Raw genomic sequence first — 14279 nt, 5'->3', positions numbered from 1 at the left:
CCCATGTTGAATTTTTTAAATTGGAATAAATTGATATGATGCATTCCTGATTGTTTTGCATTATGCAATTTTAATTTAAGTACTTATTTTTGTTGATTGATTTATGAAAAAAATAGACCAAATAAAATTATACCTAGTTTTATTATCTTGTGTCGGATGCATACTTAGTTCTACTAGCTATGCTGCTGAGCCGGCAAAAGCAGACCTGACATATAAAAATAGGCGTTCTTTGTGGACGGGCACGCAGTTGCAGCACCCGGACTCGACGGCAATCATCAATCCTGCCGCGCCGCGCCTAGCGATCGTATCGTTATCTATGATGCAAGGTTTGCGGGTGGGTATGAGCGAGCTCGATGTCAGTTCCATGCTCGGCAAGCCGCTAGCTCAGCCAGTCCCTGAACAAATGCAATACATGGTCGCCACTCCTGCAGGGTTACGCTTCATTGCCACATTATGGTTTAACGCGGAGCAGCGTTTATGGATGGCTGATACCAGCCATGGACCCACTCCAGATCTCGCTGCCTTGCTCAGCGTGTCGAATTCCCGTCCGTCGGCCCCTAAAGTCAGCCTGATCATCAAAGGCAAAGCATTGTTTGCTTCGAATAGCGCAGTATTGCTTCCGGCCAGCGTTGAGCTTGATCGGGCCGCACAAAATCTGTTAGCGCAGCCAGAAAGCGCACGCTTGACCGTGCGCGGCTATACAGACCGTACGGGCTCGCAGGCGCGAAATCTAGTCTTGTCGCAACAGCGCGCTGATGTTGTACGCGCTTACTTGATACGGCGTGGCGTGGCGGCCGAACGTATTGTTGCCCTAGGCAAGGGGAGCGCCGACCCCATCGTTAATTGCCCGGGGCGGTCCAGTCCCGCAGTTGTCGCCTGCCTGGAACCGAATCGCCGGGTCGAGCTGCAAACGGATTGATCTGCCAAGTAAATAGTAATCCCCGTATTTTCTTATATTTTTTAAAAAGAGCTTTCTATGACACTTAATCTTATTCAAACATCAAATTCTGGCGCGGCAACACAAAGCGCTGTTCCTGCTAAACTCTCGAAACGCCTCAGCGTCCGGCCTGGCATGCATTATGAATTAGTAAACCCGGCTACGGGAAAGGCGCCAGCCGGTATGAAGGTCAAACGTGTCGGCGACAATTTGCATGTCACCGTGGACGATCAGTTGGTGCTGGAATTGAATAACTTCTACAGGGATGCTAGTCCTGGCAATCCGAGTTTTTTCGATATCAATAGCTCGGCTGACGGCTCCATCAGTATTTCTCAGTCAACTTCGCCCTTGCAAGCACTTGATGATGGTTATCTGATGTATTCAGAAACTCCGGATGCACTGTCATTGCCAATGATGGACATGGCATTGTTGCCAGGAATTGGTGGTGCACTTCTTGTGGCTGGTGCAGCATCCTCAGGAATGCAGTCAAGCAAGAGTAAAAAAACGGTGCAAGCCATCACGGCTATCAGCGATGCGGCGCAAGGCAACACAGCGTCGCCAACGACGACAAGCGTGGACACGTACACTGCCGCCGGCATCAAGGGCGTGACGGCTGACAATCTGGCAGCGGTGAACGCACAGTTGAACAGCGCTGCGACCGATGGCGCCGCCACTGGTACGCCTGAAAAAATTCAAGCAATTGTAAACGCCGTCAATGCTGTGAAAGGCGGCGCTGCCGGCGGTACGCCGGTAAGTGAGGCACAACTAGAAACTCTGGGGGTGAAGGGCGTAACTCCTGCGAACCTGGCAGAGGTACAGAAAGCAATCGCCGCCACGCCGGATGACGGCACGGGTGTCGACACGATTGAGGAATTGCAGGCAGTCGTGAATGCTGGCATCGTCGCAGCAGCCAAACCGGTCCAGGCGGATCCAATGCAGGAACAGTCGAAAGAAGGCGCCATTGACGCCATTCAGTTTGCGGCGCAAAGCAACACGGCGTCGCCAACGACGCCAAGCATCGACACGTACATTGTTGCCGGTATCAAGGGCGTGACGGCGGACAACCTGGCAGCGGTGAACGCGCAGTTGAACAGCCCAGCGACCGATGGCCCAGCCGCCAATACGCCTGAAAAAATCCAGGCTATTGTGAATGGCGTGATCGCTATCAAAGAAAAAATCGACGCCATCGATGCCATTAAGAATGCGGCGCAAGGTGACACAGCGTCGCCAACGACGACAAGCCTGGACACCTACGTTGATGCCGGCATCAAGGGCGTGACAGCGGACAATCTGGCAGCGGTCAACGCGCAGTTGAACAGCCCAGCGACCAATGGCGCAGCCGCCGATACCCCTGAAAAAATCCAGGCTGTTGTGAATGGCGTGATCGCGGCCAAAGCCATTGACGTTATTCAGCATGCGGCGCAGGGCGACACGGCGTCGCCAGCGACGACAAGCGTGCAAACCTACGCCGATGCCGGCATCAAGGGTGTGACGGCGGACAACCTGGCAGCGGTGAACGCGCAGTTGAACAGCCCAGCAACCGATGGCCCAGCCGCCAATACACCTGAAAAAATCCAGGCTATTGTGGATGGCGCGATCGCTATCAAAGAAAAAACCGACGCCATCGAAGCCATTAAGAATGCGGCGCAAGGTGACACAGCGTCGCCAACGACGACAAGCCTGGACACCTACGTTGATGCCGGCATCAAGGGCGTGACAGCGGACAATCTGGCAGCGGTCAACGCGCAATTGAACAGCCCAGCGACCAATGGCGCAGCCGCCGATACCCCTGAAAAAATCCAGGCTGTTGTGAATGGCGTGATCGCGGCCAAAGCCATTGACGTTATTCAGCATGCGGCGCAGGGCGACACTGCGTCGCCAGCGACGACAAGCGTGCAAACCTACGCCGATGCCGGCATCAAGGGTGTGACGGCGGACAACCTGGCAGCGGTGAACGCGCAGTTGAACAGCCCAGCAACCGATGGCCCAGCCGCCAATACACCTGAAAAAATCCAGGCTATTGTGGATGGCGCGATCGCTGCCAAAGAAAAGACCGATGCCATCGAAGCCATTAAAAATGCAGCGCAAGGTGACACGGCATCGCCAACGACGACAAGCGTGGACACCTACGTTGATGCCGGTATCAAGGGCGTGACGGCGGACAACCTGGCAGCGGTGAACGCGCAGTTGAACAGCCCAGGGACCGATGCCACAGCCGCCAATACACCTGAAAAAATCCAGGCGATTGTGAATGGCGTGATCGCTGCCAAAGCCATCGACATTATTCAGCATGCGGCGCAAGGCGACACGGCGTCGCCAACGACGACAAGCGTGCAAACCTTTGCCGATGCCGGTATCAAGGGCGTGACAGCGGACAACCTGACAGCGGTGAACGCGCAGTTGAACAGCCCAGGGACCGATGCCACAGCCGCCAATACACCTGAAAAAATCCAGGCGATTGTGGATGGCGCGATCGCTATCAAAGAAAAGACCGACGCCATCGAAGCCATTAAGAATGCGGCGCAAGGTGACACGGCATCGCCAACGACGACAAGCGTGGACACCTACGCCGACGCCGGCATCAAGGGCGTGACGGCGGACAACCTGGCAGCGGTGAACGCGCAGTTGAACAGCCCAGGGACCGATGCCACAGCCGCCAATACACCTGAAAAAATCCAGGCGATTGTGAATGGCGTGATCGCTGCCAAAGCCATCGACATTATTCAGCATGCGGCGCAAGGCGACACGGCGTCGCCAACGACGACAAGCGTGCAAACCTTTGCCGATGCCGGTATCAAGGGCGTGACAGCGGACAACCTGACAGCGGTCAACGCGCAGTTGAACAGCCCAGGGACCGATGCCACAGCCGCCAATACACCTGAAAAAATCCAGGCGATTGTGGATGGCGCGATCGCTGCCAAAGAAAAGACCGATGCCATCGAAGCCATTAAAAATGCAGCGCAAGGTGACACGGCATCGCCAACGACGACAAGCGTGGACACCTACGCCGACGCCGGTATCAAGGGCGTGACGGCGGACAACCTGGCAGCGGTGAACGCGCAGTTGAACAGCCCAGGGACCGATGCCACAGCCGCCAATACACCTGAAAAAATCCAGGCGATTGTGAATGGCGTGATCGCTGCCAAAGCCATCGACATTATTCAGCATGCGGCGCAAGGCGACACGGCGTCGCCAACGACGACAAGCGTGCAAACCTTTGCCGATGCCGGTATCAAGGGCGTGACAGCGGACAACCTGACAGCGGTCAACGCGCAGTTGAACAGCCCAGGGACCGATGCCACAGCCGCCAATACACCTGAAAAAATCCAGGCGATTGTGAATGGCGTGATCGCTGACAAAGCCATTGACGCTATTCAGCATGCGGCGCAAGGCGACACGGCGTCGCCAACGACGACAAGCGTGCAAACCTACGCCGACGCCGGTATCAGGGGTGTGACAGCGGACAACCTGGCAGCAGTCAACGCGCAGTTGAACAGCCCAGCGACCAATGGCGCAGCCGCCGATACACCTGAAAAAATCCAGGCGATTGTGAATGGCGTGATCGCTGCCAAAGCTATTGACGTTATTCAACATGCGGCGCAAGGCGACACGGCGTCGCCAACGACGACAAGCGTGCAAACCTACGCCGATGCCGGTATCAAGGGTGTGACGGCGGACAACCTGGCAGCGGTGAACGCGCAGTTGAACAACCCAGCGACCGATGCCACAGCCGCCAATACACCTGAAAAAATCCAGGCTATTGTGGATGGCGTAAACGCTGCCAAAGCTATTGCCGCTATTCAGCATGCGGCGCAAGGTGACACGGCATCGCCAACGACGACAAGCGTGCACACCTACGCCGATGCCGGTATCAAGGGTGTGACAGCAGACAACCTGGCAGCGGTGAACGCGCAGTTGAACGACCCAGCGACCAATGGCGCAGCCGCCGATACACCTGAAAAAATCCAGGCGATTGTGAATGGCGTGCTCGCTGACAAAGCCATTGACGCTATTCAGCATGCGGCGCAAGGCGACACGGCGTCGCCAACGACGACAAGCGTGCAAACCTACGCTGACGCCGGCATCAAGGGCGTGACGGCGGATAACCTGGCAGCGGTGAACGCGCAGTTGAACAGCCCAGGGACCGATGCCACAGCCGCCAATACACCTGAAAAAATCCAGGCGATTGTGGATGGCGCGATCGCTATCAAAGAAAAGACCGACGCCATCGAAGCCATTAAGAATGCGGCGCAAGGTGACACGGCATCGCCAACGACGACAAGCGTGGACACCTACGCCGACGCCGGCATCAAGGGCGTGACGGCGGACAACCTGGCGGCGGTCAACGCGCAGCTGAACAGCCCAGCGACCAATGGCGCAGCCGCCAATACGCCTGATAAAATCCAGGCGATTGTGAATGGCGTGATCGCGGCCAAAGCCATCGACATTATTCAGCATGCAGCGCAAGGCGACACGGCGTCGCCAACGACGACAAGCGTGCAAACCTTTGCCGATGCCGGTATCAAGGGCGTGACGGCGGAGAACCTTGCAGCGGTGAACGCGCAGTTGAACAGCCCAGGGACCGATGCCACAGCCGCCAATACACCTGAAAAAATCCAGGCGATTGTGAATGGCGTGATCGCTCACAAAGCTATCGACGCTATTCAACATGCGGCGCAAGGCGACACGGCGTCGCCGACGACGACAAGCGTGCAAACCTATGCCGATGCCGGTATCAAGGGCGTGACGGCGGAAAACCTGGCAGCGGTCAACGCGCAGTTGAATAGCCCAGAGACAAACAGCGCAGCCGCCGATACCCCTGAAAAAATCCAAGCGATTGTAAATGGCGTGATCGCTGACAAAGCCATTGACGTTATTCAACATGCGGCGCAAGGCGACACGGCGTCGCCAACGACGACAAGCGTGCAAACCTATGCCGATGCCGGTATCAAGGGTGTGACGGCGGACAACCTGGCAGCGGTCAACGCGCAGTTGAATAGTCCAGGGACCGATGGCTCAGCCGCGAATACACCTGAAAAAATCCAGGCTATTGTGGATGGCGCGATCGCTGCCAAAGAAAAGACCGACGCCATCGAAGCCATTAAGAATGCGGCGCAAGGTGACACGGCATCGCCAACGACGACAAGCGTGCAAACCTACGCTGACGCCGGTATCAAGGGCGTGACAGCGGACAACCTGACAGCGGTCAACGCGCAGTTGAACAGCCCAGGGACCGATGCCACAGCCGCCAATACACCTGAAAAAATCCAGGTGATTGTGAATGGCGTGATCGCTGACAAAGCCATTGACGCTATTCAGCATGCGGCGCAAGGCGACACGGCGTCGCCAACGACGACAAGCGTGCAAACCTATGCCGATGCCGGTATCAAGGGCGTGACGGCGGACAACCTGGCAGCGGTCAACGCGCAGTTGAATAGCCCAGCGACAAACAGCGCAGCCGCCGATACCCCTGAAAAAATCCAGGCGATAGTGGATGGCGTGATCGCTGACAAAGCAAAGGTCGACGCTATCGACGCCATTCATGATGCGGCGGAAGACAACACAGCGTCGGAGACAACACCGAGCGTGGAAACGTATGCCAGCGCCGGTGTTAATGGCGTAACGTCGGCTAATCTGGCAGCGTTGAACGAAGCCCTGAACAGTGGTGCGATCACTGGCGCAGCCGCCGATACGCCTGAAAAAATCCAGGCGATTGTGGATAGTCTTAAAGAGAGCCAGCCGATCAGAGACGCGCTCAAGGCAATTAGCGATGCGGCACAAGCCGACACGGCGTCTCCATCAACGACAAGCGTGGACACGTATGCCGTCGCCGGTGTTCAAGGCGTGACGGCGGACAACCTGGCAGCGGTAAACGCGCTGTTGAACAACGCCGCTATTGATGGTCCAGCCGCAAATACGGCTGCCAAAATCCAGGCTATTGTGAATGGCGCAATAGCTGCCAAAGTAAAGACCGATGCTGTCGACACCATTCAGCATGCGGCGCAAGACAACACGGCGTCGGCGACAACACCAAGCCTGGAAACGTATGCCAACGCCGGTGTCAGAGGCGTAACGTCGGCGAATCTGGCAGCGTTGAACGAAGCCTTGAACAGTACAGCGATCAACGGCGCAGCCACCGATACGCCCGCAAAGATCCAGTCGATTGTGGATAGTCTTAAAGAGAGTCAGCCGATTAAGGACGCACTCAAGGCGATCAACGATGCCGCGCAAGGCAACACGGCGTCGCCAACGACGACAAGCGTGGATACCTACGCCAACGCCGGTATCAAGGGCGTGACAGAGGACAACCTGGCAGCGGTAAACGCGCTGTTGAACAGCGCATTAATCGACGGCCCGGCCGTGAATACGGCTGCCAAAATCCAGTCTATTGTGGATGGCGCGATCGCTGCCAAAGCAAAAACTGACGCCATCGAAGCCATTAAGAATGCGGCGCAAGACAACACGGCATCGCCGACGACGACAAGCGTGGACACCTACGCCAACGCCGGCATTGAAGGGGTGACAGCGGACAACCTGGCAGCGGTGAACGCACTGCTGAACAACGCAGCGATCGATGGCGCAGCCGCCAGTACACCCGAAAAAATCCAGGCTCTTGTCGATGGTGCGATCACTACCACAGCTATTGACGCTATTCGGAATGCGGCGCAAGGCAACACTGCATCGCCAACGACGCCTAGCGAGGACACGTACGCTGCCGCCGGTGTTGTAGGTGTGACATCGGCCAACCTGGCAGCGGTGAACGCACTGTTGAACAACGCAGTGATCGATGGCGCAGCAACCGATACGCCTGCAAAGATCCAAGCCATCGTGAATGATATCGTAGCTGTCGAGGCGAAAAGCGACGCGATCGAAGCCATTAAGAATGCTGCGCAAAACGACACTGCCTCGGCGACAACGACAGGCGTGGACACGTACGCCGCCGGCGGTATTAAAGGTGTGACGTCGGACAACCTGGCAGCGGTGAACGCACTGTTGAACAGTGCAGCGATCAATGGCGCCGCCGCCGATACTCCTGAAAAAATCCAGGCGCTTGTGGATGGCGCGGTAGTTGCCAAAGCAAAATCCGATGCTATCGAGGCCATTCAGGATGCGGCGCAAGACAACACGGCATCGGCAACGACGCCAAGTGTGAGCACATACACCGCCGCTGGCGTGACAGGTGTGTCAGGCGATAACCTGGAGGCAGTCAACAGTGTCTTGAATTCCATAGCGGTCAATAGCCCAGCCACCGATACGGCTGCAAAAATCCAGGCGATTGTGGATAACGTGCAGGTAGTCAAAGCGGCAGCGGCCGGCGGTACGCCGCCCACCCTGGCGCAACTGGAAGGACTGGGCATTACCGATGTGACGCCACTGAACCTGGCAGCGTTGCAGGCTGCGATAGCGGCCACCGCAGACGACGGCTCTGGTGTCAACACGCTAGCTAAATTGCAGGGTCTGGCCACGGCTGGTCAGGAAGCAGCAGTGGCCAATGCGATCAAGGCGATCAGCGATGCGGCGCAAGCCAACAATGCCTCGCCTAGCACGGCAAGCGCAGCGCTGTACGCCGCCGCTGGCGTGGAGGGTGTGTCGGGCGATAACCTGGAGGCACTCAACAGTGTCTTGAACGGCGCAGTCGATGGCCCAGCCACCGATACTGCTGCAAAAATCCAGGCGATTGTTGATACCCTGCAGGTAGTCAAAGCGGCAGCGGCTGGCGGCACGCCGCCGACCGAGGCACAGCTGAAAACGCTGGGCATTACCGATGTCACGCCAGCTAACCTGGCAGCGCTGCAGGCAGCGATAGCGGCCACGGCGGATGACGGCACTGGCGTCAACACGCTTGAGAAATTGCAGGCGGTGGTGCATGCTGGCGTCGCTCAGGCGGCTGTGGATGCAGCTAAAGCAGCCCAGGTGATTCTGGATGCCCTCAATGCGATCAAGGATGCGGCGCAAGGAGACAATGCGACCGCGACAACACCAAGTCAGGAAACGTATGCCAAGGCCGGGATCAATGGCGTGACGAAAGACAACTTGGCAGCGTTGAATGTTGCCTTGAACACCGCGGCGGTCGATGGCGCAGCCACGGATACGCCTGAAAAAATCCAGGCGATTGTGGATAATCTTCCAGAAAGTCAACCGATTAAGGAAGCGCTCAAGGCGATCAGTGATGCGGCGCAAGCGAACACTGCGACGAACGGTACGCCTACGGCAGCAACATACGACACCGCTGGGGTTAACGGTGTGACGCGCGATAACGTGGAGGCCGTCAACAATGTCTTGAACGGCGCAGTCGATGGCCCAGCCACCGATACGGCTGCGAAAATCCAGGTGATTGTCGATAACCTGCAGGTAGTCAAAGCGGCAGCGAACGGCGGCACGCCCCCAACCGAGGCTCAGCTGAAAACGCTGGGTATTACCGGCGTGACGCCAGCTAACTTGGCAGCGGTGCAGGCTGCGATAGCGGCCACGGCGGATGACGGCTCTGGCGTCAACACCCTAGCCAAACTGCAGGGCGCGGTCGCGGCTGGCCAGGAGGCAGCGGTGGCCAATGCGGTTAAGGCAATCAGCGATGCGGCGCAAGCCAACAATGCGTCGCCTAGAACGGCAAGCGCGGCGATGTACGACACCGCCGGCGTGACAGGTGTGTCGGGAGATAACCTGGCGGCAATTAACAGTGTCTTGAACGGTGGCGTGGTCGATGGCCCAGCCACCGATACGGTGGCAAAAATCCAGGCGATTGTCGATAACCTGCAGGTAGTCAAAGCGGCAGCGGCTGGCGGCACGCCGCCGACCGCGGCGCAGCTGAGAGCGCTGGGCATTACCAATGTGACGCCAGCTAACCTGGAAGCGGTGCAAAAAGCGATAGAAGCCACTGCGAACGATGGTTCTGGTGTCAACACGCTTGCCAAGTTGCAGGGCCTGGTCGCGGCTGGTCAGGCAACAGCGATGGTCAGTGCGGTCACGGCGATTAGCGATGCGGCGCAAGCGAACAATGCGTCGCCTAGCACGGCTGGCGAAGTGCTGTATACCGCCGCTGGCGTGACGGGTGTCAGGGGTGATAACCTGGATGCAGTGAACGATGCTCTGAACAGCCCGCTTATCGATGGTCAGCGCACCGATACGCGGCCTAAAATTCAGACCATTGTGAATGCTGTCAACGCGGTCAAAGCGGCAGCGGCTGGCGGCACGCCACCAACCAGGCAGCAACTGGAGACGTTGGGCATCACTGGCGTGTCGGACGCTAACCTGGCAGCGGTGCAGGCAGCGATCAACGCCACGGAAGACAGCGGCGCTGGTGTTGACCGCATCGCCGAATTGCAGGGTGTGGTATCGATGGCGGTAGCGATCAATGCGATCAGCGTTGCCGCGCAGTCCAACAACGCCGTGCCGGCGATGCAGAACCAGGCAATGTACAGCGCCGCTGGCGTGACAGGGGTGACACAAGACAACCTGGCAGCAGTGAACAACGCCTTGAATAGCACTCCTATCAATGGCGCTGCTACTAATACGGCTGCAAAAATTCAGGCGATAGTGGATGCCGTCCAGGCAGTGAAAACCGCAGCGGCCGACGGCGCGCCGCCAACCCTGGAGCAACTGCAAGCGCTGGGCATTCCCGGTGTGACGTTAGCTAACCTGAAAGCGGTGCAGGCAGCAATCGCCGCCACGAGGAACGACGGCGGTTCAGTAGATACCATCCCCGAATTGCTCAGCGTGGTATCAACCGCCATAGCGATCAAGTCGATCAGCGATGCGGCGGAAGACAACAATGCGTCGCCGACAACGGTAAACCAGGAAATGTACGCTAACGCCGGTATCCAGTTGCCGCTGACGAACGGCATCCTGTCGGCCGTCAACGACGCCTTGAACAACCTGCCTATCGATGGCGAGGCCACTAATACGCAGCCTAAAATCCGGGCAATTGTGCAAGCCGTCAATGCTGTGTTAACCAGCGCGGCTGGCACAACGCCGCCAACCCTGGCGCAACTGAATGCCTTGGGTATCGACGGTATGAAGCCCGAGAATTTGGCAGCAGTGCAGGCCGCTATCGCCGCTACGGCGGATGATGGCACTGAAGTCAACACCATTGCCAAGTTGCAGGGCGTGGCCACGGCTGCCCAGGCGGCAGCGGTGGACAGTGCGGTCAAGGCAATCAGCGATGCGGCGCAAGCCAACAATGCGTCGCCTAGGACGGCAAGCCTGGCGCTGTACAAGGCCGCTGGCGTGGAGGATGTGTCGAACGATAACCTGGAGGCAGTCAACAGTGTCTTGAACGGTGCCGTGGTCGATGGCCCAGCCACCGATACAGCTGCAAAAATCCAGGCGATTGTCGATAACCTGCAGGTAGTGAAAGCTGCAGCGGCCGGCGGCACGCCACCAACCGAGGCGCAGCTGAAAACGCTGGGCATTACCGATGTCACGCCAGCTAACCTGGCAGCGCTGCAGGCAGCGATCGCGGCCACGGCGGACGACGGGTCTGGTGTCAACACGCTTGCCAAATTGCAGGGCGTGCTCGCGACTGGCCAGGCGACATCAGCGGTCAAGTCGATCAGCGATGCGGCGCAAGCCAACAATGCGTCGCCTAGAACGGTAAGCGAAGCGGTCTACACGGCCGCTGGCGTGACTGGGGTATCGCAAGATAACCTGGCGACAGTGAATGGTGTCTTGAACGGGACAGTCAATGGCGCAGCCACCGATACGGCTGCAAAAATCCAGGCGATTGTAGACGCCGTCAATACGGTAATGGACGCCGCGGCGGGTGGCACGCCACCAACCCTGGCGCAGCTGCAAACAATGGGCATTCCTGGTGTGAGGCCAGCTAACCTGGGTGTGGTGCAGGCAGCGATCGAGGCCACGGCGGACGACGGCAGCGCAGTCAATACCTTCCCCAAGTTGCGCGACGTGGTATCGAAAGCAATCGCGATCAAGTCGATCAGCGATGCGGCGCAAGCTAACAACGCGTCAGCGGGGGTGGTCCCAGCGGCAATGTACGCTAGCGCTGGTGTTCAGCTGCCGGCGACAAACGGCCTCCTGTTGGCCGTCAATGACGCCTTGAACAGCCGGCTTATCGATGGCGAAGCCGCCAATACGCAGCCTGAAATCCAGGCTATTGTGAACGCCTTCAATGCTGTGCTCACCGGCGCGGCAGGCGCAACGCCACCAACCTTGGAACAACTGAAGACCTTGGGGATCACCGGTGTGACGCCTGAAAACCTGGATAAGGTGCAAGCTGCGATCTCCGCCACGGCGAACGACGGCACGGGCGTCAACACGATTGCGCGACTGCAGCGCGTGGCCGAGACTGGCCAGTTGGCGGCTGCGGTCAAGACGATCAGCGATGCGGCGCAAGACAACGATGCCACGCTGACGACGCCAAGCCTGGACACGTATGCCAACGCCGGTGTCAAGGGCGTGACGTCGGGCAACCAGGAATTTGTGGTCGATATCTTGAAAACCCAGTTGATCGACAGGGCTGCGACCGATACGACTGCAGAAATTCAGGGGATTGTCGACGCCGCCAATGCGGTGTTAAGCGGCGCGGCCGGCGGTACGCCACCAACCCTGGCGCAACTCAATGCCCTGGGTATCACCGGTGTTACCGCAGCCACGCTGCCGGCGATGCAAGCAGCGATCGAGAAAACATCGAATGACGGTCGCGGAGTCGATACGATCGCTGAATTGCAAGCAGTCATCAATGCGGTCGATGTCATTGCTCCAACCGTCAGTTCGGTCCGCATCAGCGGTTCCTCGGGCAATACACGCAGCGATACCTTGAAAGAGGGCAATGGGGTGCAGCTCGAAGTGACGATGAGCGAGAATGTCGTCGTGTCGGGGGCGCCGCGCCTGCAGATCATGGTCGGCAGTACTGTGGTCGATGCCGTCTACGATGCAAGTGCAAGCGCGAAGGACCCAACACAACTGATATTCACTACCAGCATCTTGGCTGGGCAAACCGACACCAACGGCATCAGCATCGGGGCCAATAGCCTGAGCTTGAACGGCGGCACGATAGCCGATGCCACCGGCAATCAGGCCGTGTTGACGCATACCGCAGTGGCGGATAATAAGGCCTATATGGTCGATACCAGCGCACCGGTATTTACCAGCGGCGCCACGGCCACCCTCAAGGGGGGAAGCATTAGCACATCAACCATCGTATATGATGCGGCGGCCACCGATCCTTCCGGTGTTACCTTCTCCCTCGGCACCAGTCTCGACAACGCCAAGTTCAATATCGACAGCAGCAGCGGCGTGGTGACACTTAAATCGACGCAGACGTACTACACGGCGGAAATGCAAAAAGACCGTTTACTCTCTGTCAACATCACTGCCGATGATGGGATAGGACACGTGTCCACCCAGAAGGTCGACATCACCATGAAAAGGCCGGACAGCGTGGACGTCTGGTTTGACAAGGAGCATACCAAAGCGGCAGGCACGCTGAGATTCCCAGTCGAGGTTGATGCTGGAACGGTCTACTATTTCTGGGATCGTGACGGTAACGGAATTGCCGGTAGTAAAGGCGATCTGATGACTACTGCAGACATAAGTAAATATTTCCAATTTAGCCACGATCACTCGGCAAGCAGCCCTACAGGAGAAGGTACCACATCGCTCCGCTATGGTAGCTTGTATACGGCGAAAGGCGACATGCTGTGGGTTGCGCTTCCCCAAGTTGGTAACGAATTGTCGATAAGTGCCAATACTGCGGTAGGCGGCAATCCCAAAACCAACGGCAGTAATGAAGCCAGTCCTCATTGGGATTATCATGCCATCTATGATGCGTATAACGGTAAGGGCACGGTGGCAGGTGTTGATGGCACGCCTCCGAACTGGGTCGGCGGAAATTACTGGTCCTCAGAAATACCCTTACCAGGTCAGCATTACCTCCATAACAGTGGAACTGGCATTATGTCAAATGGGTTGGACAAGGACCCAACCTCGTTAGCTTATGTAGCCTTGCAAGTATTGTAGTCACTTGTCATCCGGCGCCCTGTTTTTTGCGTCGAGTGACGCGCAGGCATCAGGCCCTTTGTGAAAGGAGAGGTACCTCGCCTGGCTTGGGGTGCGCTGGCAACGGCCGGTAGCGCCAGGCTTGCGATAATGCCGTTGCCTGGGAATCCCGGGCAACGGCCGGCGTGGCGCCGCCATCAAACTGTCCGTAATGCATGCCGTCCAGTCCTAGACTGGACGGCATTTTTTTTTGGTGCGCCCGCTAGGGCGTACTGCTGTGTGTACAAAGTTGGCCGCGATCTGGACAAGGCGAGCGACGTGCAGCGCGAGGGCATGAGGGCAGCAATGCGCCTTTGCCCTGGCCTATGCCGACGCGTCACATCCGATA

At 57.8% G+C, this 14279-nt stretch carries 2 protein-coding genes; both read left to right on the top strand.

The annotated features are described in order from the left end of the window. Positions 1 to 103: 103 nt before the first annotated feature. A complete protein-coding gene (locus U0004_RS29025; protein WP_081345902.1) occupies positions 104 to 919 on the top strand; it encodes an OmpA family protein in 816 nt (271 codons plus the stop codon). A 201-nt stretch (positions 920 to 1120) separates the two neighbouring features. Continuing rightward, positions 1121 to 13912, top strand: coding sequence for a ribonuclease E domain-containing protein (locus U0004_RS29020; protein ID WP_147284992.1), 12792 nt, complete (start codon positions 1121 to 1123; stop codon positions 13910 to 13912). Positions 13913 to 14279 lie beyond the last annotated feature (367 nt).

This window comes from Janthinobacterium lividum (assembly GCF_034424625.1).
GTDB classification, from domain to species: domain Bacteria; phylum Pseudomonadota; class Gammaproteobacteria; order Burkholderiales; family Burkholderiaceae_D; genus Janthinobacterium; species Janthinobacterium lividum.
This window is presented reverse-complemented; position numbering and strand designations above follow the sequence as displayed.

What these genes read in the sequence shown, in the direction of transcription:
- U0004_RS29025 (WP_081345902.1), top strand. Translation starts at nt 104, where the DNA reads ATGAAAAAAATAGACCAAATAAAATTATACCTAGTTTTATTATCTTGT.
- U0004_RS29020 (WP_147284992.1), top strand. Translation starts at nt 1,121, where the DNA reads ATGAAGGTCAAACGTGTCGGCGACAATTTGCATGTCACCGTGGACGAT.